The sequence below is a fragment of the Acinetobacter sp. YH12205 genome (assembly GCF_013418125.1).
In the GTDB taxonomy this organism is placed as follows: Bacteria; Pseudomonadota; Gammaproteobacteria; order Pseudomonadales; family Moraxellaceae; genus Acinetobacter; species Acinetobacter towneri.
This window is the reverse complement of the sequence record NZ_VPCQ01000004.1, coordinates 120,337-146,905: the sequence shown is the minus strand read 5'-3', so window position 1 is coordinate 146,905 and position 26,569 is coordinate 120,337. Positions and strand designations below refer to the sequence as shown.

General features: G+C 42.3%; 30 protein-coding genes and 4 tRNA genes. 22 read left to right on the top strand and 12 right to left on the bottom strand.

Annotation, left to right across the window (positions count from 1 at the left end; translation table 11 throughout):
- Positions 1-22 precede the first annotated feature (22 nt).
- The gene (hemA, locus tag FTU92_RS06840; protein WP_131260679.1) at positions 23-1,297 is read right to left on the bottom strand and encodes a glutamyl-tRNA reductase; all 1,275 of its coding nucleotides are present in this window, start codon (positions 1,295-1,297) and stop codon (positions 23-25) included.
- Positions 1,298-1,375: 78 nt separating this feature from the next.
- On the opposite strand from hemA, the gene FTU92_RS06835 reads away from it, so the two are divergent.
- The 11 genes from FTU92_RS06835 to panD all read left to right on the top strand — a co-directional run bounded on the left by FTU92_RS06835 (position 1,376) and on the right by panD (position 7,475).
- On the top strand, positions 1,376-3,091 hold the full coding sequence (locus tag FTU92_RS06835) for a tetratricopeptide repeat protein (protein ID WP_180059955.1): 1,716 nt from the start codon (positions 1,376-1,378) through the stop codon (positions 3,089-3,091).
- Between the two features lie 3 nt (positions 3,092-3,094).
- Entirely contained in the window at positions 3,095-3,673 is a 579-nt protein-coding gene (lolB, locus tag FTU92_RS06830) for a lipoprotein insertase outer membrane protein LolB (RefSeq protein WP_004972223.1), read from the top strand.
- Positions 3,674-3,692: 19 nt separating this feature from the next.
- On the top strand, positions 3,693-4,523 hold the full coding sequence (gene ispE / locus FTU92_RS06825; protein ID WP_131260682.1) for a 4-(cytidine 5'-diphospho)-2-C-methyl-D-erythritol kinase: 831 nt from the start codon (positions 3,693-3,695) through the stop codon (positions 4,521-4,523).
- A tRNA-Gln gene (locus tag FTU92_RS06820) sits at positions 4,522-4,596 on the top strand. The genes ispE and FTU92_RS06820 overlap by 2 nt, the downstream gene beginning before the upstream one ends.
- A 27-nt stretch (positions 4,597-4,623) precedes the next feature.
- Positions 4,624-4,698: transfer RNA gene (locus FTU92_RS06815), tRNA-Gln, on the top strand.
- Between the two features lie 19 nt (positions 4,699-4,717).
- Positions 4,718-4,792, top strand: a tRNA-Gln gene (locus FTU92_RS06810).
- Positions 4,793-4,885: 93 nt separating this feature from the next.
- Positions 4,886-4,960 (top strand) — tRNA-Gln (locus tag FTU92_RS06805).
- Positions 4,961-4,996: 36 nt separating this feature from the next.
- Complete coding sequence (locus FTU92_RS06800) at positions 4,997-5,950, top strand: ribose-phosphate pyrophosphokinase (protein WP_004972226.1); 954 nt, start codon at positions 4,997-4,999, stop codon at positions 5,948-5,950.
- Between the two features lie 101 nt (positions 5,951-6,051).
- On the top strand, positions 6,052-6,348 hold the full coding sequence (gene rplY / locus FTU92_RS06795) for a 50S ribosomal protein L25 (protein WP_004972228.1): 297 nt from the start codon (positions 6,052-6,054) through the stop codon (positions 6,346-6,348).
- A gap of 18 nt (positions 6,349-6,366) precedes the next feature.
- On the top strand, positions 6,367-6,948 hold the full coding sequence (gene pth, locus FTU92_RS06790; RefSeq protein WP_004972230.1) for an aminoacyl-tRNA hydrolase: 582 nt from the start codon (positions 6,367-6,369) through the stop codon (positions 6,946-6,948).
- A 146-nt stretch (positions 6,949-7,094) separates the two neighbouring features.
- Complete coding sequence (gene panD, locus FTU92_RS06785) at positions 7,095-7,475, top strand: aspartate 1-decarboxylase (RefSeq protein WP_004972232.1); 381 nt, start codon at positions 7,095-7,097, stop codon at positions 7,473-7,475.
- A 96-nt stretch (positions 7,476-7,571) separates the two neighbouring features.
- Here panD and FTU92_RS06780 read toward each other — a convergent pair whose 3' ends face one another.
- Positions 7,572-8,057: a DUF1289 domain-containing protein gene (locus FTU92_RS06780; RefSeq protein ID WP_180005774.1), complete on the bottom strand. Its 486-nt coding sequence runs from the start codon at positions 8,055-8,057 to the stop codon at positions 7,572-7,574.
- A 218-nt stretch (positions 8,058-8,275) separates the two neighbouring features.
- On the opposite strand from FTU92_RS06780, the gene FTU92_RS06775 reads away from it, so the two are divergent.
- The 5 genes from FTU92_RS06775 to FTU92_RS06755 all read left to right on the top strand — a co-directional run bounded on the left by FTU92_RS06775 (position 8,276) and on the right by FTU92_RS06755 (position 11,761).
- On the top strand, positions 8,276-9,208 hold the full coding sequence (locus FTU92_RS06775) for a rhodanese-related sulfurtransferase (RefSeq protein ID WP_004972236.1): 933 nt from the start codon (positions 8,276-8,278) through the stop codon (positions 9,206-9,208).
- A 342-nt stretch (positions 9,209-9,550) separates the two neighbouring features.
- Positions 9,551-9,838, top strand: a complete 288-nt coding sequence (locus FTU92_RS06770; RefSeq protein ID WP_096901025.1) for a hypothetical protein — start codon at positions 9,551-9,553, stop codon at positions 9,836-9,838.
- Between the two features lie 75 nt (positions 9,839-9,913).
- Complete coding sequence (locus FTU92_RS06765; protein WP_096901026.1) at positions 9,914-10,528, top strand: DedA family protein; 615 nt, start codon at positions 9,914-9,916, stop codon at positions 10,526-10,528.
- Between the two features lie 48 nt (positions 10,529-10,576).
- Positions 10,577-10,993: an ABZJ_00895 family protein gene (locus FTU92_RS06760; RefSeq protein ID WP_004972241.1), complete on the top strand. Its 417-nt coding sequence runs from the start codon at positions 10,577-10,579 to the stop codon at positions 10,991-10,993.
- 225 nt (positions 10,994-11,218) lie between these two features.
- Entirely contained in the window at positions 11,219-11,761 is a 543-nt protein-coding gene (locus FTU92_RS06755; RefSeq protein WP_131260684.1) for a hypothetical protein, read from the top strand.
- A 105-nt stretch (positions 11,762-11,866) separates the two neighbouring features.
- Here FTU92_RS06755 and FTU92_RS06750 read toward each other — a convergent pair whose 3' ends face one another.
- Complete coding sequence (locus tag FTU92_RS06750) at positions 11,867-12,391, bottom strand: YecA family protein (RefSeq protein WP_004972244.1); 525 nt, start codon at positions 12,389-12,391, stop codon at positions 11,867-11,869.
- A 68-nt stretch (positions 12,392-12,459) separates the two neighbouring features.
- Complete coding sequence (locus tag FTU92_RS06745) at positions 12,460-12,669, bottom strand: PA3496 family putative envelope integrity protein (RefSeq protein ID WP_004972246.1); 210 nt, start codon at positions 12,667-12,669, stop codon at positions 12,460-12,462.
- 373 nt (positions 12,670-13,042) lie between these two features.
- Between FTU92_RS06745 and rpoD the strand changes: the two genes are divergently transcribed.
- From rpoD to FTU92_RS06715, 6 genes are all read left to right on the top strand, one after another.
- A complete protein-coding gene (gene rpoD, locus FTU92_RS06740) occupies positions 13,043-14,929 on the top strand; it encodes an RNA polymerase sigma factor RpoD (RefSeq protein ID WP_180095960.1) in 1,887 nt (628 codons plus the stop codon).
- Between the two features lie 112 nt (positions 14,930-15,041).
- Positions 15,042-15,335, top strand: a complete 294-nt coding sequence (locus tag FTU92_RS06735; RefSeq protein WP_019837061.1) for a YbeD family protein — start codon at positions 15,042-15,044, stop codon at positions 15,333-15,335.
- 152 nt (positions 15,336-15,487) lie between these two features.
- Positions 15,488-16,144 carry a lipoyl(octanoyl) transferase LipB gene (lipB, locus tag FTU92_RS06730; RefSeq protein ID WP_004972253.1) on the top strand — a complete coding sequence of 219 codons (657 nt, stop codon included), beginning with the start codon at positions 15,488-15,490 and terminating at the stop codon, positions 16,142-16,144.
- Between the two features lie 75 nt (positions 16,145-16,219).
- Complete coding sequence (locus FTU92_RS06725) at positions 16,220-16,753, top strand: hypothetical protein (RefSeq protein ID WP_180095958.1); 534 nt, start codon at positions 16,220-16,222, stop codon at positions 16,751-16,753.
- A gap of 1 nt (position 16,754) precedes the next feature.
- Entirely contained in the window at positions 16,755-17,939 is a 1,185-nt protein-coding gene (locus FTU92_RS06720) for an iron-containing alcohol dehydrogenase (RefSeq protein ID WP_019837059.1), read from the top strand.
- Positions 17,940-18,206: 267 nt separating this feature from the next.
- Positions 18,207-19,601, top strand: a complete 1,395-nt coding sequence (locus FTU92_RS06715; RefSeq protein WP_178866175.1) for an APC family permease — start codon at positions 18,207-18,209, stop codon at positions 19,599-19,601.
- A 194-nt stretch (positions 19,602-19,795) separates the two neighbouring features.
- Here FTU92_RS06715 and FTU92_RS06710 read toward each other — a convergent pair whose 3' ends face one another.
- The 8 genes from FTU92_RS06710 to rplU form a co-directional block, all read right to left on the bottom strand.
- Positions 19,796-20,275 (bottom strand): tRNA (cytidine(34)-2'-O)-methyltransferase, encoded by a 480-nt coding sequence (locus tag FTU92_RS06710; RefSeq protein WP_004972260.1) that lies wholly within the window; start codon positions 20,273-20,275, stop codon positions 19,796-19,798.
- A 92-nt stretch (positions 20,276-20,367) separates the two neighbouring features.
- A complete protein-coding gene (gene cysG / locus FTU92_RS06705; RefSeq protein WP_004972262.1) occupies positions 20,368-21,738 on the bottom strand; it encodes a siroheme synthase CysG in 1,371 nt (456 codons plus the stop codon).
- Positions 21,739-21,801: 63 nt separating this feature from the next.
- Positions 21,802-23,073, bottom strand: a complete 1,272-nt coding sequence (serS, locus tag FTU92_RS06700; protein WP_104853137.1) for a serine--tRNA ligase — start codon at positions 23,071-23,073, stop codon at positions 21,802-21,804.
- Positions 23,074-23,193: 120 nt separating this feature from the next.
- Entirely contained in the window at positions 23,194-23,991 is a 798-nt protein-coding gene (locus FTU92_RS06695; protein WP_180095956.1) for an RsiV family protein, read from the bottom strand.
- Positions 23,992-24,411: 420 nt separating this feature from the next.
- Entirely contained in the window at positions 24,412-24,750 is a 339-nt protein-coding gene (locus FTU92_RS06690) for a hypothetical protein (RefSeq protein ID WP_004972270.1), read from the bottom strand.
- A gap of 131 nt (positions 24,751-24,881) precedes the next feature.
- Positions 24,882-25,580, bottom strand: a complete 699-nt coding sequence (gene lolA / locus FTU92_RS06685; protein ID WP_180095954.1) for an outer membrane lipoprotein chaperone LolA — start codon at positions 25,578-25,580, stop codon at positions 24,882-24,884.
- A gap of 230 nt (positions 25,581-25,810) precedes the next feature.
- Complete coding sequence (rpmA, locus tag FTU92_RS06680; protein WP_004760935.1) at positions 25,811-26,065, bottom strand: 50S ribosomal protein L27; 255 nt, start codon at positions 26,063-26,065, stop codon at positions 25,811-25,813.
- Positions 26,066-26,084: 19 nt separating this feature from the next.
- Positions 26,085-26,396 carry a 50S ribosomal protein L21 gene (gene rplU, locus FTU92_RS06675; protein WP_004972275.1) on the bottom strand — a complete coding sequence of 104 codons (312 nt, stop codon included), beginning with the start codon at positions 26,394-26,396 and terminating at the stop codon, positions 26,085-26,087.
- Positions 26,397-26,569: the final 173 nt, after the last annotated feature.

Genomic DNA, 26,569 nt, shown 5'->3' with positions numbered 1-26,569 from the left:
TTGTGAATCACGTTAATCTTGCTTATTTGCGACGATGTTTGGCAGTCGCTGCTAAATTTTCCTGCATAAACTCAAAACATTCAGGCTCATCACCTTTGGCTGCTTCACGCAATAAAATAGAAGTTGGATGCAGCAGTTTTTGGGTTAAACGATAGGAAAATTCCTGCAGAACCTGTGCAGCATCTTCACCTTTGGCAATACGCGCCATCGCCAAATTTAATTCTTCCTGACGCAAGCTTTCGCCATGTTCACGGTAAGCATGAATGGTCGCACCTGCTTGCTGAACTTTTTGATGGGTCACCAACTCAGTCACAAGCTGATTGACCATTAGCTCTGCTTCCACAGCCGCCTGACGACGCTGCGCCAAGTTTTCATCAATCACGCTTTGCAGGTCATCGACCCCGTACAAATACACGCCATCCAAATTTTCAATTTTAGGATCAATATCACGTGGTACGGCCAAATCGACCAACAACATTTGCTGATAGCGACGTTTCTTTAACGCTGCTTTTACTTCAGGATAAGCAATCACCTGATGCAAACTACCCGTACAGCTTGAAATTACATCAGCGCGGTGTAAATTGGCCGCTAACTGATCAAATTCAATAATTTCAACTTCAACCCGATGCGCAATTTCTTGTGCCAAAGCTTCGGCACGAGCGCGGGTACGGTTACAAATTAAAATTTTAGCGACGCCCATCTCGGCCAAATGCTTCGCCACAAGGCTATTCATTTCGCCTGCAGCCACCACCATCACTGTTAGTTTTTCAGGATGGCTAAATACTTGTAACGCCAGTTGCGCTACCGCATAACCCATCGACACAGCATGGCTGCCTACGGCAGTTTCTGAACGTACCCGTTTGGCAGCATAAAACGCATATTCAAAAATTCGGTTGAGTTGTTGCGAAACCGTATGTGAGTCTTTGGCTAAAGACAGCGCAGTTTTGACCTGACCTAAAATTTGCGGCTCACCCAACATGAGTGAATCTAGCCCACTGGCTACGCGCATTAAATGCGACACCGCCTGTGCATTTTCATAACGATAAACATGACGACTCAATTGCTTCGCATCAATACCATTGACGTGTGCAAGCCAATCCAACACCTGTTCTGGATGTTCAGACATGGCGTAGACTTCGGTACGGTTGCAGGTAGACACCACCACCAAATCATTCAGTTCGGGATGTTGGCTTTGCTCAGCAAGTAAGGCACTTAACTTTTCTGGGTTAAATGCAATTTGCTCGCGCAACTCTACAGAGGCGGTTTGATGGTTGACACCCAATGCAAAGAAAGACATATCAGATCATCATTTCGCTAAATTTATGCTATTGTGCAATAACGGTGTCATAAAAAGCATTACTTGGATCAAGAAAAATTGCGTCAAACAAATAGCCGACCATACGGCGCGACAATTAAGCAATATTCTACCACATTCTTACTGGTCGGTAGCATGGCTTCAGTTGCTCATCTTAGAGCATCTGAAGAAATTTATCATGCAAATTCAAATTATAATGCGGTAAAACAAACCATGGTGGCAGAATTTGCCTTGGCTTATGGCGATATTCCAACTGCATTACACAACTACACGGTCTTGGCAATTAAGAACAATTCGACTTCCATTAAACAACGCGCCCTGAATATTGCCATTGAACAAAATGACCTACGTGCCGCATTAGATATTGCAACACATTGGGTGGTACAAGAACCATCCGATGTCCCTGCACTGTTTTATTTGGCGCACATTGCACTCAAAGCGCATGAATATGACTTGGCTGCAGAAACCTTAGATAAAATTCTAAATATTGATGCCACGGCTGACTTAGAACAAATTTTGGCGGGAATTTCCCCTGAATCTGTAGAAGACCGTGAATTTCTGATTCAAGCCCTGCGCACCAGCAAAGCCAAAGACAATCCATCTATTTTGGTATTGATTGCAGGTTTAAAAGCGCAAAATGGACAATATCAAGCCGCGCTCGATACCATTAACCGAGCGTTGCGCAAACGCCCGAAAGTCACTGGCTATATTTTAATGAAAGCCAATTTGTTGAGCGTACTTGGCAATGAAGAAGAAACGGCAGCTTGGTATGCAAAATCCAGCCGTAAACACAAAAATAATTTTGAAGTCCGTTTAGCCGAAGCCAAATATTTGGTCAAAAAAAATGAAGCAACTTTGGCGCTAACAAAGCTAGAAGCTATTTTAAAAAAATGGCCTACGGAAGATGAAGCCTTATTTATTGCAGGTTTGACCAGTATTGACTTGAAACAATACGAAAAAGCCGAAAAGTATTTGGTAGAGCTACGCTATTCGGCACAATATCAAAACGAAGCCTATTTTTATTTAGCGGTCAATGCCGAACGTAAACAGCACTTTGAAACAGCCAAAGCCTATTATCGTTTGGTCGATGGTAGCCTTTATACGGTTTCACGTCGCAACATGATCAGTATTTTTGCCCAGCAAGATAAACTGAACGATGCCCTGCGCTTTTTAACGCAGGAACGGGTCAACTATCCGCAGCACGCCAGTTTTTTATATCAGGCACAGGCCGATATTTTAAAACGCATGGACAATAAAAAAGCAGCACTGCGTTTGTTAGATGAAGCCATCAAAAACCTGCCCGATGATCCTGACCTGATCTATTCAGAAGTCTTACTATTGGATGCACATCAGGAAAAAGACAAACTGGATCAACTGCTCACCAAGTTACTGGAAATTGAGCCGAACAGCCCAACCTATTTAAATGCCTACGCCTATACCCTTGCACTGCAAAATCGCCGTTTGGATGAAGCACGTCGCTATGTAGAACAAGCACTTGAGTTTGCACCTGAACAGGCCTCTATTTTAGATACTTTAGGTTATGTCAGCTATTTGCAAAATGACTACACCGCTTCGGCACAAGCTTTAGAAAAAGCTTACGCCCTGAGTCATAGTGCCGCGATTGGCTCACGTTATGCAAAATCGTTGTATATGCAAGGCGATATTCAAAAATTCAGCCAAGTGTTACAACAATTACAACAAAATCATCCGAATGATCCGCAATTGCAACAATTAAATTCGCTATTGTTACCGCAGCCAGTTAAAAGAGTTAAATGATTCATGCGTTTATTTTCAAAATTAGGATTAACCCTTTTTGCCACCAGTAGCCTTGTACTGACAGGTTGTCAGCCTTTCGTACAAAAACCAGCCAACATTTCACAGCAAGTTGAAGCCGAAAATCAATTTAACCTACAAGGCAAAATTGGTGTGCGCACTCCGCAGCAATCTGGCAGTGCCTTTTTTACTTGGGTACAGCAGCAACAGCAGTTTGATATTGAACTGAGCGGCATTTTGGGCGTTGGTAAAACGCAAATTAGCGGACAACCAGGACAAGTCACCCTCAACAGTGCCAAAACAGGGATAATTTATGCCGAAAGTCCTGAAGAACTGTTAGAACAAGCCACAGGTTGGCAAGCGCCCATCACCCACTTGGTCGATTGGGTACAAGCCCGACCTGCAACGGTCAATGCCCAAATTCAAAAAGACCCCCAACAGCGCCCGACTCAATTTATTGAAGATGGTTGGACGGTCGATTTGAGCTATAACGACAGTGCCAGTTTGCCAAACCGTCTGATTTTGAAACAAGCACTTGAATCAGGGCAAGAAAACCGTATTACAATGCTCATCCAAAATCGTTAATCACTTGCCAAGTTTCGCCATGATTCGTGTACCCTCACCTGCCAAATTAAATCTGTTTTTGCACATTACTGGGCGTCGTGACAACGGCTACCATGAATTGCAGACTATTTTTCAACTGATTGATTTATACGACTGGCTAGAATTTGAAGTCAATGATACTCAAAGCATTCAAATTCAGGGTTTAAACAGTGTCAATTTAGAGCAAAACCTGATTTACAAAGCCACGCAAATTTTAAAACCCTACGCGAAACAAGCCACAGGTTTAAATATTAAAATTGAGAAGCACATCCCTATGGGTGCAGGGCTTGGCGGAGGTTCATCCAATGCCGCAACCACCTTAATTGTAGTCAATCAACTTTGGCAATGTGGCTTGGATACTCAAAAACTAGCTGAACTTGGTTTACAGCTCGGAGCAGATGTACCGATCTTTGTGCATGGTCGTAATGCATGGGCAGAAGGCATTGGTGAACAGTTAACATTCATAGACTTAGCCCCAAAACAATATATTGTGTTAAAACCTGACTGTTTTATCAGCACTCAACTACTTTTTTCACAAAAAACATTGACAAGAAACACGAAGCCCACTAAATTCTGCGGCTATCAGATAAAGCCATCTGACTTTGGAAATAATTTTGAGCCTGTGGCACGAAATTTATACCCCGAAGTTGATGAAGCAATGCGTTATTTAGACCAATTTGGTCAAGCAAAGCTTACAGGTACAGGTGCTTGTGTCTTTACTGAAGTGACTGCAGAAATGAATGTAGACGACATTTTGGCACACTCACCATGTACTGCGTACGTTGTGAACAGCTTAGATGAATCTCCATTACGACATTTCACAGTACAATAGGGGTATCGCCAAGTGGTAAGGCACCGGTTTTTGATATCGGCATCCGTTGGTTCGAATCCAGCTACCCCTGCCATCTCTTTCACCTGTAGATTACTGTATTAGGGGTATCGCCAAGTGGTAAGGCACCGGTTTTTGATATCGGCATCCGTTGGTTCGAATCCAGCTACCCCTGCCATCTTACAGTGATCAAATCTAGGGGTATCGCCAAGTGGTAAGGCACCGGTTTTTGATATCGGCATCCGTTGGTTCGAATCCAGCTACCCCTGCCATTTTCTCGCATTAGACAGAACCCCCAATATTACCGCTATCCTGTTAATTTACCTTGACAGAACGCAGTAAAAATATTAAAGTTCTGCCGCATTAGGGGTATCGCCAAGTGGTAAGGCACCGGTTTTTGATATCGGCATCCGTTGGTTCGAATCCAGCTACCCCTGCCATCTATTCCTACATACACCAACCGCCAAGGGTGCTTCATGCCCAATCTTGTCGTTTTTAGTGGAACCGCGCATCCACAATTCGCTCAAAAAGTCGTAAGCCACTTGCACATTCCTTTAGGTGCTGCATCAGTTTCTACCTTCTCTGATGGTGAGATTGCTGTAGAGATTACCGAGAATGTCCGTGGTAAAGACGTATTTATCGTACAACCTACTTGTGCGCCAACCAATGACAACCTCATGGAAATCTTGGTGATGGCTGACGCGTTGCGTCGTGCAAGTGCAGGTCGTATTACTGCCGTTATTCCTTACTTCGGTTATGCCCGCCAAGACCGTCGTCCTCGTTCTACACGTGTTCCAATTACCGCTAAAGTGGTTGCAGATATGCTCACCACTGTAGGGATTGACCGTGTAGTGATGATTGACTTGCACGCAGACCAAATTCAAGGTTTCTTCGACATCCCTGTAGACAACATTTATGGTACGCCTGCGCTATTGGCTGACCTGCGTCAACAGTCACACGACAATCTCATGGTAGTTTCACCAGACGTTGGTGGTGTGGTTCGTGCGCGCGCTGTTGCAAAACAAATGGGTGATATCGATCTTGCAATTATCGATAAACGTCGTCAAAAAGCGAATGAATCACAAGTGATGCATTTGATTGGTGATGTAAAAGATCGTGACTGTGTCATTGTAGATGACATGGTGGATACTGCAGGTACATTATGCAAAGCTGCCGATGCACTTAAAACTTTTGGTGCTCGCCGCGTTGTTGCTTATGCTACCCACCCTGTACTTTCAGGCAAAGCGATTGAAAACCTGAAAAATTCTGTGATTGATGAACTGGTTGTTACAGACACCATTCCTCTTTCAGAAGAAGCTCAAGCACTTGGTAAAATTCGCCAAGTATCTGTAGCAAGTATGGTTGCAGAAACAATTCGCCGTATTAACAACGAAGAATCTATTAGCGCAATGTTCGATTCTTATCTATAATAGAGCGCTAAATTTTCAAAGCCCTGCCACTTGGCAGGGTTTTCTATCACTAGATTGGTCGCAGATCTAGTTTATTTAAACTCAAAATAAGGATGTCTATCATGGCAAACTTCGTATTAAACGCTCAAGCGCGTGAAGCAGCTAACCAAGGGAAAGGTGCGAGCCGCCGCCTTCGTCACGCTGCATTAGTTCCAGCTATCATTTATGGTGGCGACGCTGAGCCTGTAACAATCACTTTAGAACTTCGTGAGCTTGTAAAAGCTTTAGAAAGCAATGCTTTCTTTGAAGAAGTTGTAGAAATCAAAGTAGGCGACAAAGTTGAAAACGTGAAAATCCAAGCGTTACAACGTCACCCTGCTAAAAACACACCTATGCACGCTGACTTCAAACGCGCATAAGTGTTCATGGTATAATTAGTGGCTAATATTTCACTGATTGTTGGTTTGGGCAACCCTGGTAAAGAGTATGCCCAAACCCGCCATAATGCAGGCTTCTGGTTTGTAGAACGCCTTGCAGATCAATATGGCATTACATTAAAAGCCGATCCTAAATTTCACGGGATCAGCGGACGTGGTAATATCGAAGGTCAAGACGTTCGTCTGTTATTACCCACAACCTTTATGAATCGTTCTGGTCAAAGTGTTGTTCCCTTCGCCAAATTCTATCAAATTGCACCTGAAGCAATGCTGATTGCTCATGATGAACTGGATATGAACCCAGGGATCATTCGCCTAAAAACGGGTGGTGGTCATGGTGGACATAATGGTTTACGTGACATCGTGCCGCACACAGGTCCAAACTTCCATCGTTTACGCATTGGTATTGGGCATCCGGGTTCAAAAGAACGCGTGTCTGGTCATGTACTGAGCAAAGCACCAAGTAGCGAGCAAACTTTAATGGATGATGCACTTGCACATGCATTAGGTCGTATCAAGTTACTGGTCAATGGCGAAGTACAACAAGCCATGAATCAAATCAATGCCTATAAACCGAACTGATGAATCCACAATTGTTGAACAATCACACTTGCCATGTCGCAATTTTCAGAGCAAAATGCGCTTTCTGCTCGGAACTGACATCCAGCAAGCAGTGTTTGAATTCAACCATAAGATAAAATCTTAGGTCCACTAAGGAGACGCTCACCATGCTATCTCGTTTATTAAAATGCAAAATCCACCGTGCTTTTGTAACTCATGCAGAACTTCACTACGAAGGTTCATGTGCAATTGACGGAACACTCATGGATTTGGCTGGCATTCGTGAATATGAAGAAATCCACGTATGGAACGTGACCAATGGTAAGCGCTTCACAACTTATGCAATTCGTGGTGAAGACAACTCAGGCATCATTTCAGTCAATGGTGGTGCTGCACACCAAGCCGATGTAGGCGATATTATTATTATTGCAACCTTTGGTGACTTCACTGAAGCAGAAGCCAATGCGCACGAACCACGTTTGGTCTATGCAAACCCAGACAATACCGTGAGTCACACTGCAAACTGTATTCCTGTACAAGTGGCTTAAGCCATTCCTGTACAAAATAAAAAAACTCGCAAATTTTGCGAGTTTTTTTATGGTTCAATAAAAGTCTTTCTAGCCTTTAATCGCAAGAATTACAAATTAATCATCTTGCAAGCTATGCAATAAGCTATGGCTAATACCATCAGCCCTTAAAAATGCAAAATCATAACTTGCGGTTGCAAGCGCCAACACGCGACGTTCAAACTCCTGCCACAAAGGTCGCACTTCTTTGTAGTGAATGCCCAAGCCACTTTCATCGGTAAAATGTCGATTTTTTTCACAAATTTTCAGTGCATGGTACAGCTTACGCCCTTTTGAAGCATCATCTCGTAAACGCACACGCTTAGAGCGGATAAACCCCTCAACATGACGCAGGTCGGCAAACGGCAACATAGGCACTAAAATCTGATCGAGCTGTGCATCTAAACGACGCCAAACGGCAGTGTGTTGTTCAGGCGTATAGCTGTTCCATCGAATCACTTCATGGTTAAAGCGACGGCAACCTCGACAGACAGCATCACCAAACACCGTAGAACAACGACCTGCACACGGGGTTAAAGTGGCAATTTGACGATCCTTACTCAACACAACACTCCAATATTTAACAACACCTGTTGGCGCATCAACATGAACACAACATTCTTCTTTGAAACGAGTGGCATCATACCCCGTTCTGCTACATTTTTAAAATGTTGTGTCGTGCTTTAAAAACCATGTACCGCACTCGGTTTTCTCGCATATTCACACAAAGCAGGTTAGAATATGCGCCTTAAATTTTTGTCTTTCATCTATTGGAGTACTCCATGAACGCTACTGTAGAACAGCTTGCACCTGTAGAACAGCCAGCGACCACGACTTGGGTTGTTGCCGCACTTTATCAATTCAAAGAAGTTGCAGATCCTGCCGATCTTCAACAACGCTTATTAGATTTGGTAAATTCAATCAACCTTTGCGGTACTCTCATTGTGGCAGGTGAAGGCATTAATGGAACTGTAGCGGGTGATCGTGCCGCGATTGATCAAGTTCACCAATTTCTGTTGGATGAAGGCTTTACCGCAATGGAATACAAAGAGTCACATAGCTCTGAAAAGCCATTCCGTAAAATGAAAATCAAGCTGAAAAAAGAAATTGTGACTTTGGGTGTAGAAGTAAAACCACGTGATTTAGTCGGTCACTACCTAGACCCGAAAGAATGGAATGAACTGATTGCTCGTGACGATGTCATTCTGATTGATACCCGTAATGACTATGAATACAAAGCAGGAACGTTTAAGGGCGCAATTGACCCGAAAACCGAAACTTTCCGTGAATTTCCAGAATATGTGAAACAAAACCTAGAACAGCATAAAGATAAAAAAATTGCGATGTTCTGCACAGGCGGGATTCGTTGTGAAAAATCGACGTCATTATTGTTGCAAGAAGGTTTTACCGAGGTTTATCACTTAAAAGGTGGCGTACTTAAATACTTAGAAGAAACACCAGCCGATGAAAGCTTATGGGAAGGTGAATGTTTCGTATTTGATGGCCGTACTGCGGTGACACATGGTATGCAAGAAGGTCAAAACACCAAATGTCATGCTTGCGGTTGGCCATTACTGCCTGAAGAAGTTGAATTACCAAGCTATGAACACGGTGTATCTTGTGTGTACTGTATTGATAAAACCAGTGAGAAACAAAAAGAAGGTTTCCGTATGCGCCAATCACAAATTGCCGCAGCTAAACGTAAACGTCTGTAATCCGTACAGGCTCATACACATCAACAAGGTCTAACAAAAGCCATGTTGATGTTGTATCGACCACTCTAATCATATTGAAAAAGTCCTCATCCAGTATGGGGATTTTTTATGTCTACATATATGCTTCACGCAAGATTACATAGAACATAAAAATACAACGCTTGTTTACCAAGCATTGCGCAATATCCCCAGATTGGGTGATAGCATTCAATCAAAATAAGCCACAAAATCTGTGGCTATATTGGTGCAGATGTTCAGCACAAACTCAACATCTCCCATAACCCAAAATTCAAGGATCGTTATGTATTCCTAAATTTATATGCCGCAATCAGGAGTGACGCTATGCCTAAAACAACAATTTCAAATTCAATGCACACACTACGTTTTACGCCTGTAAAATCTGTGACTGCTACGCATAGCGCAACAATGCAAGATGGTTTGGAACATGAATCTCATACTTTTATTGTGGCTTTAGGTGCAATTTTAGGCGGTATTATTGCGGCATTTGTTGGCTATCATCTACAAGCGCATTTCTTGAATTACGCCCTGCTCTGTGCCATTCCTATACTTGTGGCATATAGCTTAAGACGTGTATATATCTATACCCTGACCCATGCAGAGCTTGATTAAGTCTAAATTGCGCAAGACTTTACTGTTCGTCCAATACTGCTTAGGATAGAAGCACTTTTCTAAAGCACAACTTGCATGAACTTAACTGAATGGATTATTTCCATTATGGAACAACTGGGCTACCTTGGTATTGCCCTGTTAATGTTTCTGGATAATGTTTTTCCACCCGTTCCTTCTGAAATTATTATGCCCTCTGCAGGCTATTCTGCATCGCAAGGGCAATTACTGCTATTGGGTGTCATCATTGCAGGCTGTATCGGCTCGTTGTTCGCAGCGGCAGTGTTATATTGGGTAGGTTATCGCTGCAAACATGAAAGTATTTACCACTGGGTCAATCGCTACGGTAAATATCTATGGATTAAAGAACAAGACGTCCGAAACTCCCTGCATTGGTTTGAACAATATGGACATCGGATTGTATTTTTTGGGCGCATGATTCCTGCTATTCGTTCTCTCATCAGTATTCCTGCAGGCATGAGCCACATGCCATTTTGGAAATTTATGTTTTATAGTGGTTTAGGCACAATAATTTGGACCACTTTTTTAGCTTGCGTGGGTTATTATTTTGGTGAAAACCAACAATTGATGCAGCAAATTTTCAGTCAGGTCAGCCATGTCATTATAGGCTTGGTGCTCTTAGTCATCGCCATTTTTTTATACCGTAGGCATCGCCGTAAAATGCGTGACTAATGCTTGTGTTGCTGCGCAATTGAATCAATTTTTTGGGGAAAATCAGACATGAAACCATATTTATTATTTTTTGCTGCGGTTTACAGTATTACGCTGGTCTTACTCATTACCGTATTGATTTTTGGTCTGAACTTAGGTGGCTTGACCTTGCTCCCTGCATTAATTGCCGCAGCATTCATTAGCGCAGGACATTTTGTCAAAAAAGAACAACGCTTACCGAGCAGTGATGAAAAAATTCAACTGGTTTGGGGCTCAAGTGCGGTGGCAATTATTATTGGTAGCTTCTTTGTGTTTTTCTTGGTGCTGATGAATCCGAATGCAGAAGCCATTTTAAAAGCTGCAGATAAAGCAGGACTAGCATTGGCTGCGGTGGTGATGCTGTGTTTGATTGCGATTCATGGTGCAGTTTTTCATGTTGCCTATGGTTGGTATGCGAACCGTTATTATCAAAAAAAGTACTTATAAGCTTACCTAAAGTACGTATTTCACACTGAACCGCAACATCAAACACTTAAAATCAACATCAGGCTGATATATCACACATAAATTTACGTCTGACATGCGCTGTAACTGAAATGCATTCTGAATAGGCTATAAGCCTACATTGTAGCAGCGTAGATTAAGCCTATTCATAGCGATTTATGAATATAGGAACGCTATAACGCATACAAAGATAAAAAGGTGATTCGAATGTCAGATTTTGAACGCAATGAAAAAATTGACCGTGATGTGGTTAAGAACTTACCAAAAGAAGAACGTGATCGCTTAAATGCCGATCCAATTACAGGAGAACCTGGTGCACACCCTGTCGGTACTGGTTTAGGTGCTGTTGGCGGTGCGGCTACTGGTGCAACAGTAGGTGCGCTGGGTGGTCCAGTAGGTGCTGTGGTCGGTGGTGCTGTAGGCGCTGTAGTGGGTGGTTTGGCAGGTAAAGGTGCAGCAGAAGTTGTGAACCCTACCGAAGAAGAAGCTTACTGGCGTACCAATAGCTTAAATACAACCTACTTTACAGAAACACGCAACCATTATCATGATTTAGATTATGATCGTGACTATCAAAATGCCTATCGCATTGGTTATGAAAACCGCCCACATTATGATACGCACACACGTTTCGAAGATGTTGAGCCCGATCTAAGAAGCAAATGGGGGCAAATTAAAGGCAGTTCACGCTTAACGTGGGAACAAGCTAAATTTGCTGTCAAAGATGCTTGGGATCGTGCGACACGCTAATTGGTAACATGATCATTGAAGCGCCATAATAAAAAACGCACTGCGATTTGCGCAGTGCGTTTTTTTTATGAGGATTACATATTACACAATATGTAAACCAAGCCATTAATCAGGCGTGTGGTACATCAAATATAATTCATTCAGGTTTTCAGGAATTTCTTCTGCAATTTCGTCCATTAACTGACCATTGCGACGGAAAGATTCCATTTGTGGATCTTCTTCATCAATGCCGCTAAACACCATCATTGGCAAAGTTAAATCAACCAATTGCTCTTCAAATTCAGGCGTAAACCATGCTTCTTCGTTTAAGAACATCGCATCGACAAAGCCAACGCTCCAATCACCCAAACTTGAATCAACTTCTGCTTCTTCAATTTCAAATGGAAACTCAATGCCTTCTTCATTGGCTAAACTTTGGCGAATGCTTTCTAACCAAGCCTGAATTTGCGCAATAATTTCAGCAGGCACTTTCTTTTGGTTGCCTTCAAACAATTCATTTAACCATGGGTCAAATTGAGGTCCAACTGCAATGGCACACAAGAAACCATGCGTTGCAGCGAAGTCTAGACCATACTCGTTTTGGTCACCATCTAGATATTCACTTAACAGGTCTAAATCTAAAGCAGTCATTTCAAATCCATCGGTGTCAATTTAGGGGTGTAGCATAGCATTTTCAATGCCAGATACAGTACCTGATTTTAGTCATCTTCATCGTCAAAATCGTCGTCATCGTCAAAATCATAATCAAAATCTTTGAGCTCACGTTCCAAACGACGTTGTGCGAGTAAATCATCAATCAAACGGCGCTTTTCTAAAGATTCTTTCGCGCTTATTTTGTTTGATGCCTCATCGAAATTAACATCATCATCACCGTAGTTATCATCTAGTTCAAAATCTGTAGAAGACACTAAAACTACCTCAGAATGAAAAAATGTGAAGGGTCTAGCCGCTATTTATCTGCCTTTATAAATATTGTCAAGTTTTATTTATTTTTTTCAAAAAACTGCAACATAGACAGCTTGCAACATTGCGGCAAATTTGTGTATTTATGAACAAGTTAGTATCATTATTTGAGATTCGCCCCAATCATAAAAATATTTTGCGGGCAAAAAGGAAATTGACTTGAAAAACAGTAATGAAGCCCCATATTTCTATCACATTCTTCATTCAAACATCATTTTAAAATCATGCTTGATTGATCAATTCACCCCCTATTTAAAGCGAATTGTGCTATCATGCACGGTTTTTCACTGCCACAGATTCAACGAAGAGTAAGCAAAGATGAGCGATATGAATTCCCCTACTTCGCAAGTAGCGGCTCTGATTAGCCGAGGCAAAGAGCAAGGTTACCTAACTTACGCTGAGGTTAACGATCATCTCCCGGACTCAATCACAGAAAGCGAGCAGATTGAAGACATTATTCAAATGCTTCAAGACGTCGGTATTCCTGTGCATGAACGTGCGCCTGAATCTGATGATGCAATGTTCGAGGATAATGCGGAAGCTGCCGACGAAGTTGCTGAAGAAGAAGCTGCAGCGGTACTTGCCTCTGTAGAAAATGAGCCTGGTCGCACCACAGACCCTGTGCGTATGTATATGCGTGAAATGGGTACGGTTGAGCTGTTAACGCGTGAAGGTGAAATTAGCATTGCGAAACGTATTGAAGAAGGGATTCGCGATGTACTTCACTCGATTGCCTACTGGCCAAACGCAGTGCAAGTGGTACTGCAAGAATATAAAGATTATGAAGCAGGCGAACGTCGCCTTGCCGATATTTTATCAGGTTATTTAGACCCTGAAACCGATGAAGAAATTCCAGAAGCTTTAGAAGACGAAGCCGATTTAGACAAAGAAGAAGACACCAGCAACAAACCAACCAAAGACGTCAAACTTGATGATGACGATGAGGAAGAAGAAGCTGAAGCCGAAGAAGAATCTGAAGCAGATTCAGGTCCAGACCCAGAAATTGCAAGAATGCGTTTTGGTGAATTGGAACAGGCTTATCTTGCAAAAATTGCTGCCATTGAAAAACATGGTCGTGAAAGTGCCGAAGCTCAAGAGGCTTTAGAAGCTTTAGCGACTGTATTCATGATGTTTAAATTTACGCCACGTTTATTCGATATTATTTCGGAAATGATTCGTGGTACACATGAACAAATTCGTACTGCTGAACGTGAAGTGATGCGTTATGCGGTGCGTCGTGGTCGTATGGATCGTACTCAATTCCGTACCTCATTCCCAGGTCAGGAATCTAACTTTGCTTGGTTAGACGAGCACATTGCCAAAGCACCTGCCGACCAAAAAGGCTATTTGGAAAAAGTACGTCCAGATATTTTGGCGTTCCAACAAAAAATTGCCGACATTGAAAAAGAGTTAGGCTTAGATGTTAAAGGCATCAAAGAAATTTCTAAGCGTATGGCAGTAGGCGAAGCCAAAGCCCGTCGTGCGAAGAAAGAAATGGTTGAAGCCAACTTGCGTCTGGTTATTTCGATTGCAAAAAAATACACCAACCGTGGTTTACAATTCCTAGACTTGATTCAGGAAGGTAACATCGGCTTGATGAAAGCGGTAGACAAGTTCGAATACCGTCGTGGTTATAAGTTCTCGACTTATGCAACATGGTGGATTCGTCAGGCGATTACCCGTTCTATTGCCGACCAAGCGCGTACCATTCGTATTCCAGTACACATGATCGAAACCATTAACAAGATCAACCGTGTATCGCGTCAATTGCTTCAGGAAATGGGTCGTGAACCGACTCCAGAAGAATTAGGCGAACGCTTGGAAATGGATGAAGTTAAAGTTCGTAAAGTTCTGAAAATTGCCAAAGAGCCGATTTCTATGGAAACGCCAATTGGTGATGATGAAGATTCACATTTGGGTGACTTCATTGAGGACAGCAACATCACCTCACCTGTTGATGCGGCAACCTCTGAAGGCTTAAAAGAAGCGACCCGTGAAGTGCTTGAAAACTTGACTGAACGTGAAGCCAAAGTTCTGAAAATGCGTTTTGGTATTGATATGCCAACCGATCATACTTTGGAAGAAGTTGGGAAGCAGTTTGATGTGACCCGTGAACGTATCCGTCAGATTGAAGCCAAAGCCTTACGTAAACTTCGTCACCCTTCTCGTTCTGAACACTTACGCTCGTTCTTGGAAAATGACTAAGATTGCTGCATAAATGAGCTATTGAAATTTTTAAATTCAGCCTCATTTATTCAACAAGACAAAAAACGCCTGCCCTATGCAGGCGTTTGATATAGAGATAGAGACACACCTTATGACGTTATTCAACCGTACCCCATCTCGTGAACTACAAGAGCATCTTTGGGTGTTTCCAATGGATTACCCAATTAAACTCATTGGTGACGCGGGTGATGAACTGCGTATTGCTGTGGTTGAAATTTTAGTGAAGCACTTCCCTGAGTTTGATGCACAAAGCATCAGCATTACCCCATCACGCACAGGCAAGTATCATTCAATTACAGCACAATTGCGTTTTGAAGAATTGGAACAAGTGCATGCCATTTATGCAGATTTGGCAGCTTGCCCACTGATTAAAACTGCATTGTAATTTTGTAGATTGATTTTCAAATAACACGCTTTCGGGCGTGTTTTTTGTTTCTGCGCTGCCAAAATCTTATTCAATCCACAAATCCCCTACAGCCGCCACATTTTCGTATAATAAAATCAATTTCTTGCTTTTATGGATAGGACTGCATCACTGTGGATACTGCACAACGGCCAAACCTGATTATTCGTCAATATCATGACCTGACTGACTATCAAGCTCGCTTTCAGGAAATGAAAGACTGGACTGAACAACGTGATGCAGACAGCCCTGACCAACTCTGGATTTTGCAACATCCGAATGTACTGACCCAAGGGCAAGCAGGCAAAGCCGAACATATTTTAATGGCGACAGATATTCCTGTGGTACAGACTGATCGTGGTGGTCAAGTCACATGGCATGGCCCAGGCCAATTGGTCGCCTACTTCATGTTTGACCTGAACCGTTTAGGCTGGAATGTCCGTACTTTGGTATCTTATGCTGAAAACTTGATGATTGAGCTGCTTAAAAAATACGGCATTGAAGCCTATGCCAAAGCCGATGCACCGGGGGTATATGTCAATGAACGGAAAATTGGCTCACTTGGTTTTAAAATTCGTAAAGGCCGTAGTTATCACGGTTTAGCCCTCAATATTGATTGTGACTTGACTGGTTTTCAAAGTATCAACCCTTGCGGCTATGCAGGTTTGGAAATGGTACGTGTGATGGATTTAGTCAATGACTATCCACATTTTGAAAACTTCTGCGCAGATATCATTGAAACTTTACAAAACAGCGGTTACTTTAATGACGTTCAAGTCATTCACGTATAAATGGCTTTCTTTTCAATAAGAAATAAAATAGAGTATTTACTCTAAATAATGATTTATAACACAGGGATTCAGCGCGTGATTTCAACTAAATCTGTGAAACCCGCTTTGCAACTGGCCTATGTCAAACTCATGATGGATGTGATTGGCAGAGGTTTAGTCATGGCAAGTCAGGTCGATGAAGAAATTAAACAAGAAGTTGCCAAATTTCCCAGCAACTTTGTGTTGTCTATGAAAGTTTTTCCGAATGGTCCAGCCTTTGTTGCCAAAGTCACTGCAGATCATCAATTAGAACTGTTACAGAATACGGCACAAAAACCCGATTTAACCATTACCTTTAAACACTTAAATCATGCATTTTTAGTGTTTTCATTTCAGGAAAGTACCGCACAGGCCTTTGCGCATGACCGCATGATTGCCGATGGTGATGTGTCTTATGCAATTCGCTTGGTACGTTGCCTAAACAAAATGGAAGCACTGATCTTGCCTAAATTACTGGCAGAACTGGCGGTAAAACAATATCCGAATGAACTCAGCTTAAAAGAAAAACTATCAGGTGCAGCCAATATCTATCTAAAAGTTGCCCAATCTTATTTCAAACGGAGTGCATAACATGGCGAAGCCTTATTACGAATTTTTTTGCCCAGTCAAAGTCATTGCAGGTCATGCAGCGCTTGAACATATTCCGTTTGAATTGGCGACACTCGGTTCGCAGCGCCCAATGATCATTACCGACAAAGGCGTGCGTTCCAACAATTTGCTTGCACCGATTGAAGCGGCTTTTGAATCTACCGATGCCGTGATTGGCTATGTTTTTGATGATGTCCCGCAAGATTCAAGTGTGGCGACAGTGCGTCGTGCGGCACAGTTGTACCGTGAAAATAACTGTGATGCCATTATCGCGGTGGGTGGCGGTTCAGTCATTGACACTTCTAAAGCCACCAATATTTTAGTCAGCGAGGGCGGTGATGACTTATTGCAATATTCAGGTGCGCATAACTTACCACGCCCACTGAAACCTTTTTTTGTGATTCCAACCACATCTGGAACAGGTTCAGAAGTGACTATGGTTGCGGTGGTATCCGACACAGAAAAGAACGTCAAAATGCCATTTGCATCGTATTACTTAATGCCACATGCAGCCATTTTAGACCCGCGTATGACGCAAACTTTGCCACCACATTTAACAGCAATGACGGCTATGGATGCCATGACGCACGCCATTGAGGCTTATAGTTGCATGGCAGCCAACCCAATTTCTGATGCTTATGCCACTGCAGCAATTAAAAAAATCAGCAATAACCTGTTCAATGTATTAGACAACCCAAGCGATGAACAAGGCCGTTTGGAACTGGCACAAGCATCGACTATGGCGGGGATTGCGTTTTCAAACTCTATGGTCGGGTTGGTGCATTCCTTAGGTCATGCCTTGGGTGCTGTGGCACATTTGCCACATGGACTGTGCATGAATTTATTCTTGCCATACGTGTTGGAATACAACAAAGACGTCAATGCCGATAAAATTGCCGAGCTACTATTACCTTTGGCTGGCGCAGACGTCTATGCACAAACCCCTGCACATTTACGTGCCGATAAAACCATTTCGACACTCTTAGCCATTCGTGACCGCTTATATGCACTGACTAAATTGCCACGCACTTTACAAGAAACAGGTAAAGTCAGCGAAGCACAATTAGATGAAGTCGCTGAAAAAGCCCTGAACGATGGTTCCATTATTTACAACCCGAAAGAAGCCAATTTAGAAGAACTCAAAGCCATCTTAAAAAAGGCTTGGTAATTCCTACAAAATAGGCGAACATAGCCGAAAATCTAGCCTGATGTTTTTCTAAACATCGGGCTTTTCATTGGTAGACTGCTGCGTCTGATGTTTTTTCATCAATATGGCGTTTTTTCTGCTAAAAAAGAAAGCAAAGATACTGACAAAGCGCGTCATTATGGAGTAGATTGGCGCGTTTTTACTTTTTATGTAGGGGGGATTGTTCGTCTCAAACAATCCTGAACAAACATGACTGATCCTTGATCAACGATTAAGAGGATAACGCCGTTGACAAATATCTCTGGGACTCAATCGGCAGCTAAACTGCAAAAAACGCTAGGACTCTGGCACATTATTATTATTGGTTTAGCCTACATTCAACCGATGACGTTATTCGACACTTTCGGCTTAGTATCGGAAGAAAGTCATTTTCACGTACCCACATCTTATATTTTTGCACTGGTTGCCATTCTTTTAACTTCTTTAAGTTATGGTCACATGATTCGTCGTTATCCTTCTTCTGGGTCGGCGTATACCTATGCACAAAAATCGATTCATCCCAACGTTGGTTTTATGGTGGGTTGGTCATCTTGGCTAGATTATTTACTCTCCCCAATGGTCAACATCATCTTGGCGGTGATTTATCTGGAAGCCTTATTCCCTGATGTGAATCACTGGATTTGGGTGGTGGTACTCACGGCATTTATGACGGGTGTCAACTTGCGTGGCGCGCGTTTTGTCGCCAACTTTAACAGTATGATCGTTTTGGTACAGTTGGTGGTCATTGGCGTATTTACATGGATGATGTACACCAAACTTCAGGCAGGTTTCAATGCCGATGGTCCAATCACTGCCGAGCAACGCTATCAGTTATGGAGCTTAGAACCTTTCTGGAATGAACTTACTTCGGTAGGCGCATTGATTACAGGTGCAACCCTACTCTGCTTCTCATTTACAGGTTTTGACTCACTCAGCTCACTTGCAGAAGAAACCAAAGACACTGAAAAAACCTTACCGAAGGCAATGTTCTTAACTGCGCTAATTGCGGGTGTAATTTTTATTGTCAGCACCTATTTCATGCAGATTTTCTTCCCAAATGAACCGGGCAGCTACTTTAAAAATATTGCAGAAACGCAGCCAGAAATTCTGCTCTTGGTCGGCGGCTCGTTGTTCCAGTCATATGTGCTTGCCTTTGCTATTGTAACGGTAATGGCATCGGGTATTTCGGCTCATGCGGGCGTATCGCGTTTAATGTACGTGATGGGTCGTGATGGCGTGATCAACAAAAAAATCTTTGGTCATATCAGCCCACGCAGCTATACACCTTCATACAATATTTTAATTGTAGGTGCTGTAGCGTTAACTGCTGGTTTTATGGACTTGGATTTTGTCATTTCATTAATCAGTTTTGGTGCCCTCACCGCATTTAGCTTTGTGAATTTATCGGTGATTTCACGTTACGCGCTACGTGATGGTCGTACCAAAGGCTTTAAAGACCTTCTCAATTTTGTGATCGTACCGTTGTGCGGCTTTATTGCAGTCTTTGCTTTATGGCTCGAAGTCGATGAAACTTCATTGAAGTATGGCTTATGGTGGGCAATGTTTGGGGTTTTATACCTCGGTTATAAAACCAAAGGCTTTAAACACCCTGCTCCGCAGCACAATGAGTTTGATGATCGCTAAGACAAATAGCATCACAACTTTAAGATCAGGCGCTTTATGCGCCTTTTCTTATGCCTCAAATGGATTGCAGCGTTAAATCAGCAAAATAGCGAAAACAAAAAAGCTGAGTACAGTTTTGTCTCAGCTTTTTATCTATCAATTGTACGCATTGATGCTAAAGATCGCATTAAATTTGAAATGAATTGATGCTCAAATTAGAGCAATGCTTTAAAACCTTGCTGACGCCATGCCTCATACACAATCACAGCCGTTGCATTAGACAAGTTTAAACTGCGTGAGTTTTCTGCCATGGGTAAACGAATCCAGTGCTGCTGCGGAAACAACATGCGTACGGCTTCTGGCAAACCGCGTGTTTCAGGCCCCATCAACAAGGCAACAGGTCGGTTTAAATCCGAAGTATGTGGTGTTTCTGTGCCTTTGGTGGTTAATGGATAAATCGCATCTAAACCCACGCCTTTGCTGTCTAAATCAGCCAAGCATTGCTCAAGATTGTCCCAAATCTGCATACGTGCCCATTCGTGATAATCCAAACCTGCACGTTTCAGCTTTTTATCATCCAACTCAAAACCTAATGGCTTAATCAAATGTAATTGCGCACCTGTATTGGCACACAAACGAATGATATTTCCTGTATTGGCTGGAATTTCAGGCTCATATAAAACAACGTGGATCACAAATTTTCTCTACTTTTCACAATCCCTCCCCAGCTCCCTTTAGAAAATGTAGGAACTCCCCTCTTTTTAAAAGAGGGATTGGGGGAGATTCATTACCATTTCAACTGTTCACGTAAATTGACCACTTCACCAATAATGGTCAAGGTAGGCGCCTGAATGTGGTGCTGTGCGACTTTACTGGCAATATCCGCCAACGTCCCCACCACCACTTTTTGTTCAGGGGTCGTGCCTTTAGAAATTAAGGCGACAGGCATATCCGCCCGTTGTCCATGTGCAATCAGTTTTTCACAAATGCTTTCTAAGCCAACCAAGCCCATATACAGCACCAAAGTTTGCTGTTCATACACCAATTCTGACCACGGCAATTCAGGCGAACCTTCTTTTAAATGTCCAGTAAGAAAACGCACACTTTGCGCATAATCTCGATGAGTCAGTGGAATACCTGCATAAGCCGAACAGCCCGAGGCTGCGGTGATGCCCGGTACGACCTGAAATGACACACCTGCTTCATACAATTCTTGAATTTCTTCACCGCCACGCCCAAAAATAAACGGATCGCCCCCTTTTAAACGGCAAACTCGCTTACCTGCTTGTGCATATTTCACCAATAATGCATTGATGCCTTCTTGCGGTACAGCATGGTTAGAACGTGCTTTTCCGACATAGACTTTTTCGGCATCACGGCGACACAATTCTAAAATAGGTGCAGACACCAAACGATCATAAATCACCACATCGGCTTGCTGCATTAAACGCAAGGCTTTTAAGGTCAGTAACTCAGGATCACCTGGCCCTGCACCAACCAAATACACCTCGCCTTTCGGTGTTTGCCATTCCGCTAAAGCCTGTTGGATACTTTGGTTTGCAGCGTCAAGATTGTCGTTGAACACCTGTTCTTTAAGAGGACTGGCATATAGCTCCTCCCAAAAAATACGGCGCTCATCTGGATTTACAATTTTCTGTTTTACTGCGGCACGCCACTGACCTGAAAACTCTGCCAGTTTGCCCATACCATGCGGAATGGTACTTTCCAGTTGTGTACGAATTTGACGTGACAATACAGGCGATGTGCCATTACTCGCGACTGAAATCACCAAAGGCGAACGGTCAATGATGGCAGGCACCATAAAACGGCAATGTGGTGGATCATCAACACTATTGACCAGCACATTTTCGGCTTCGCAAGCTGCAAAAACTTGCTGATTGACCAAATTGTTATCCGTTGCAGCAATCACCAAACGATAGTGACGTAACGCAGTAGATGGACTAAAAACATCCTGTACATACTGCCCCTGACTTTGTTGCACCAGTTGCAATAAATTGACATCAATTTCAGGGGCAAGCACATCAACTTTTGCGCCCGCTTTAGCCAGTAACACCGCTTTGCGATAAGCAATATGCCCACCGCCCACAATCAGACAAGGTTGCTGCTGCAACTTTAACGAGATTGGAAAAATATCCACACTAAACCTCAATATTTAAATCTGATTGTAAGCAATTTCATCCTAAGTCGACCTGCACTCAACTTAGTCAATAAACTCTAAACCGCCCATGTACGGACGTAATACTGCAGGAATTTCAATCGAACCATCGGCACGTTGATAGTTTTCCATAACAGCCAATAAAGTACGTCCTACCGCCAAACCTGAACCGTTTAATGTATGCACAAATTCAGTTTTCTTTTGGTCGGCACGGTAGCGTGCTTTCATACGACGCGCTTGGAAATCCCCCATGTTTGAGCATGATGAAATTTCACGGTAAGTGTTTTGACTTGGCACCCAAACTTCTAAGTCATAGGTTTTGGTTGCGCCAAAGCCCATATCGCCACCACATAGAATAATTTTACGGTACGGTAAACCAAGTGCCTGCAAAATACCTTCTGCATGTCCAGTCAATTCTTCTAAAGCCTGCATTGAGGTTTCTGGTTTTACAATCTGCACCATTTCGACTTTATCAAATTGGTGTTGGCGGATTAAACCACGAGTATCGCGACCATAAGAACCTGCTTCGCTGCGGAAACAAGGGGTATGCGCTGCATATTTTAATGGCAAGCGTTCAGGATCAATGATTTCATCACGCACAAAGTTGGTTACTGGAACTTCGGCAGTTGGAATTAGATAGTATTCTTTTTCACCTTGTAGCTTGAACAAATCTTCTTCAAATTTAGGCAGCTGACCAGTACCACGCAATGAATCTGCATTGACCAAATACGGTACATACGCTTCGGTATAACCATTTTGAACAGTATGCGTATCTAACATGAACTGTGTAATCGCACGTTGTAAACGCGCCAATGGCCCTTTCAGAACGCTAAAACGAGAACCTGTTAATTTGGTTGCAGTTTCAAATTCCAAACCACCCATCATTTCGCCAAGGTCGGTATGATCTTTAATTTCAAAATCAAACTGGCGTGGTGTGCCCCATTTCAATACTTCCACATTATCAGCTTCATCTTTACCTTCAGGCACAGACTCATCTGGCAAGTTTGGAATAGACAATGATTTAGCTTCTAACTCATCTTGTAACTCTGCCAAAGCCACTTCAGCGGCTTTGATTTCATCGCCAATAGCAGCCATGCGAGCCATAATTTCAGAAGCATCACCACCTGCTTTTTTAATCTGACCGACTTGTTTTGCGCCCGAATTACGCTCTGCCTGTAATGCTTCGGTTTTAGATTGCAATTCTTTACGACGTGCTTCAAGTGCTGCCCACTCTGCCACATCTAATTGCACACCACGTTTTGCCAAGGCTAAATTTACAGCCTCAATATTATTTCTGAGTAATTTCGGGTCAATCATAGCCAATCTTGGAATAAGAAAAAAACTGGCTATAGTGTAAGCGCTTCGGGTTAAAAAATACAGTAACCCGATTCACGGCTGCACCTTATTACAGCAATCTCTGCGTATTTTTGTGCAATTTTATTGGCTAGGATACTGCGGCAAACTTGGCAAATATTCAGACTTTATTAATTTTTCTGTCGCGTAGTAAGGCAGAATCAACTCAGGCATACCTTCTGCATAAGATGCCAATTCATACAACGGGTAGACAAAGACCAAACCATTGGCGCCATAATAAAAATTATCGCTCAGTTTAAACTTTTCACGGGAAATATCATGTTCATCTAGCCAGTTATAATTATGGTTAAATAATTCTTCTGTCATTTTGGCTTCCGTATTGGGCAGCATAATATCTTGCAACGCCAAACGCTTTTTCTGTTTTAAATCAAAAGTCACAAATTCTTGGTGATGAATACCATGTGCTGCACCCGCAGGGTAACTATAGCTTTGCAAACCAAACGTCGCTAAATTGGCATGTTGCCCGATATAACGCACATAGCTCGAACTCTGACTCAGTCGCATAGGATCGGTTTCTTCTACCTTTGGCGTTGCAGTTGATGCCGCAGCTTCAGAAAATGCAATTGGGTCTGCCTTTTGCAAACGCTGCATAAAATATTCATCAATCCACGCCACATTGGTTTTTACTGTCTGAATATCGTAAGCAGTACAGCCTTCTTCATCACAAATTTGCTGTTGTGGCAATTTAAGCGCCACCACTTTAGCTTGAATCACAGGAATCTCGGCTGTGACAGATGCAGGCGCAGCTTGCTCAGTTTCGGTTTTAGAAGTTGCCTCACTCTTTGGCTGACATGCAGTCAACAACAGAACCGAACTTAAAGCGACAGCACCCAAAAACACCTGTGATTTTAAATATTGCATTAAATTCCCCTTCTACCACGATTCATAAAGTCCAATGATTAGAAATGCAAACCTGCACAAATCTTGCGATAAAATTGCTTCAATTGAATTAGTCAACACTATAGATAACTCTCGCTGTTCAATCCTAGAGCAGTTGTGTAACGGAATAATCGGGGGATAAAGTTGCTTAAAATTAATGCTCATATTTTTGTATGATTATTTTTATTTTTTCATTATAAATCAAAATTTTGATAACAAATCCTTAATATAAAATAATGATCTGTGATGACTCAATCTATATCCCGCATACTGCAAAATATGAATTATCCCGAGATTTATCCACAGAAATTGTGGATTTCTCAGGAAGAATATTCAAATAAATTTCCGCTGTATTGAAAATGCTTCAACTAAAAATCTATGATTAAAACCTAAATAATCGGATTAAATTTCTACAAGTACAGACTCACCTGTTGAACAATCACCATTTAACCATTGCCAACGTTCAAGCAATTTGATTTTTCCGTTTTCATCCAAAATGATAGTTGAGTTGCATTGACCAATACGTAGTTCATCTAACTGATTGACATGATGATAAACCATACTAAATGTATCTACTGAAGTCATGACTCCCAACAGATGCCCTTGCCTAATACTTCCGCCAGAATAAGTAGCTTCAATTGTTTCCCCTACTTGTTTATAGTAAAAAACTGTTGAGCCAGATACCTCACCATTCGCGGTGTTTTGCTGATTTACAAACTTTTTATTATGTAAAATTGACATCAGAGTCCTTTCATAAGCTAAAAATTATGAGCGATAAACCAAATTGGGATTAAAAGAGCCTTCTCCCTGTGGGAGAAGGCTAGAAAGGGACAGCAAATTATGCTTAAAAAACAACGTAGGGAAGCATTCGATTATTGATCAATAATGTCCGTACCTTTTGGCGGTGTGAAGTTAAAGGTCGATGCAGGAATTTGGGCATTGACTTTCACATTGTTAAAACGCACATGCGTGGTTTGTCCCAATGAATCCTGCAAAATCATTAAGGTTGGCGCGTTACGTGCACCAAAACTAATGGTTAAACTTTGAAATACGCCATCATCACTTTTTGGATATAAGGTGTAATAGGTTTTTGATTTATTCGGCTGGGTCACACGATACGACTGCATGATTTGATTGGTATTGCCCGAAAGCAACAACGCAGGCGTATTTGCCACTTGATCATCTAGGCTTTGGCGTACCGCTTGCTGTAAGTCTGGATCATAAATCCATACGGTTTTACTCGTAGTCACAATTGTTTGTTTGGCTGGACTGGTGGTTTCCCAAAAGAATTTACCCGGACGCTCAACTTTCATAACCCCTTTAAAATTCTGGTTCATGTGCTGTGCCGATAAACCACGGTTTGGCAAAGCCTTGCCATTGTTGCTAACTTTTGTGGTTTGCTCAAAATTGGCGGTAAAACTTTTAATACCATTCAATTGTTTAACAAGGTTTGCTGTCGCTTGTTGCTCCGATGCTGCCACTGGCGCAGCAAACACTGTAGTACTCATGATTGGCGCTAAAGTGGTTGCACCCAATGCCACAGCACACATCGTTTTACGAAGCATATTCATAGATTCACCTTTTTATATTTGCTCAATCGCAATGTTTTGGATGTCCCATCTTAAACCAATTTCTGGCGCTAATATGATAGAAAATAAGAAGTTTTGTATGCTTATTAATATAAAATGTAGAAATTTATCCATCATGATGAAGAACTAAAAGTTATCCTTTGACCCTAATTTTCCATCATACAAGCATAAAAAAACCCACAATCACTTGTGGGTTTTTTCACTATTTCAGCTTACGCTTCAACAGATACGTAGCGACGGCCAAATTGACCTTTCACTTCGAATTTTACTACGCCGTCAGCAGTAGCAAATAAAGTATGGTCACGGCCCATACCTACGTTTGCACCAGCGTGGAATTCTGTACCACGTTGACGAACGATGATGTTACCAGCAGTTACAGTTTGACCACCGTAAACTTTAACACCTAACATCTTAGGATTCGAATCACGACCGTTCTTAGTCGATCCACCGGCTTTTTTAGTTGCCATGTCTATTTACTCCTAGTGATTAGCCTGCAATACCAGTAATTTTCAACTCGGTAAACCATTGACGGTGACCTTGTTGCTTACGGTAGTGTTTACGACGACGCATTTTAACAATACGGATTTTGTCGTGACGACCATGACCAACCACTTCTGCAGTTACTTTAGCGCCAGCAACAACTGGAGCACCGATTTGAACGTTGTCACCGTTTACAACCATTAATACGTCATCAAACGTAATAGTTGCGCCAGTTTCAGCTTTCAATAATTCAACTTTAAGGGTTTCACCCTCAACAACACGGTGCTGTTTACCACCGCTTTGGATTACTGCGTACATAATGTACTCCAAACATGCCCGTGTCGTCGTGCCGATAAAGGGATATATCGATCTTAAAACGAACGCCACTGGGGGTTATTCAAGGGCAAGGATTTTAAGCGATATTCGCACAAACAACAAGCCATTTACGGCAATTATTGCACAACAAGGTTGATTATTTAATACTCAGCCGC

Coding starts and splice junctions, on each gene's coding strand:
- FTU92_RS06800 (WP_004972226.1), top strand. CDS start 4,997: ATGCCCAATCTTGTCGTTTTTAGTGGAACCGCGCATCCACAATTCGCT.
- hemA (WP_131260679.1), bottom strand. CDS start 1,297: ATGTCTTTCTTTGCATTGGGTGTCAACCATCAAACCGCCTCTGTAGAG.
- FTU92_RS06735 (WP_019837061.1), top strand. CDS start 15,042: ATGACGTTATTCAACCGTACCCCATCTCGTGAACTACAAGAGCATCTT.
- lolA (WP_180095954.1), bottom strand. CDS start 25,580: ATGAATATGCTTCGTAAAACGATGTGTGCTGTGGCATTGGGTGCAACC.
- rpmA (WP_004760935.1), bottom strand. CDS start 26,065: ATGGCAACTAAAAAAGCCGGTGGATCGACTAAGAACGGTCGTGATTCG.
- FTU92_RS06695 (WP_180095956.1), bottom strand. CDS start 23,991: ATGCAATATTTAAAATCACAGGTGTTTTTGGGTGCTGTCGCTTTAAGT.
- FTU92_RS06760 (WP_004972241.1), top strand. CDS start 10,577: ATGAAACCATATTTATTATTTTTTGCTGCGGTTTACAGTATTACGCTG.
- serS (WP_104853137.1), bottom strand. CDS start 23,073: ATGATTGACCCGAAATTACTCAGAAATAATATTGAGGCTGTAAATTTA.
- FTU92_RS06775 (WP_004972236.1), top strand. CDS start 8,276: ATGAACGCTACTGTAGAACAGCTTGCACCTGTAGAACAGCCAGCGACC.
- ispE (WP_131260682.1), top strand. CDS start 3,693: ATGATTCGTGTACCCTCACCTGCCAAATTAAATCTGTTTTTGCACATT.
- rpoD (WP_180095960.1), top strand. CDS start 13,043: ATGAGCGATATGAATTCCCCTACTTCGCAAGTAGCGGCTCTGATTAGC.
- FTU92_RS06770 (WP_096901025.1), top strand. CDS start 9,551: ATGCCTAAAACAACAATTTCAAATTCAATGCACACACTACGTTTTACG.
- FTU92_RS06720 (WP_019837059.1), top strand. CDS start 16,755: ATGGCGAAGCCTTATTACGAATTTTTTTGCCCAGTCAAAGTCATTGCA.
- lolB (WP_004972223.1), top strand. CDS start 3,095: ATGCGTTTATTTTCAAAATTAGGATTAACCCTTTTTGCCACCAGTAGC.
- FTU92_RS06765 (WP_096901026.1), top strand. CDS start 9,914: ATGAACTTAACTGAATGGATTATTTCCATTATGGAACAACTGGGCTAC.
- panD (WP_004972232.1), top strand. CDS start 7,095: ATGCTATCTCGTTTATTAAAATGCAAAATCCACCGTGCTTTTGTAACT.
- rplU (WP_004972275.1), bottom strand. CDS start 26,396: ATGTACGCAGTAATCCAAAGCGGTGGTAAACAGCACCGTGTTGTTGAG.
- FTU92_RS06755 (WP_131260684.1), top strand. CDS start 11,219: ATGTCAGATTTTGAACGCAATGAAAAAATTGACCGTGATGTGGTTAAG.
- FTU92_RS06690 (WP_004972270.1), bottom strand. CDS start 24,750: ATGTCAATTTTACATAATAAAAAGTTTGTAAATCAGCAAAACACCGCG.
- FTU92_RS06750 (WP_004972244.1), bottom strand. CDS start 12,391: ATGACTGCTTTAGATTTAGACCTGTTAAGTGAATATCTAGATGGTGAC.
- rplY (WP_004972228.1), top strand. CDS start 6,052: ATGGCAAACTTCGTATTAAACGCTCAAGCGCGTGAAGCAGCTAACCAA.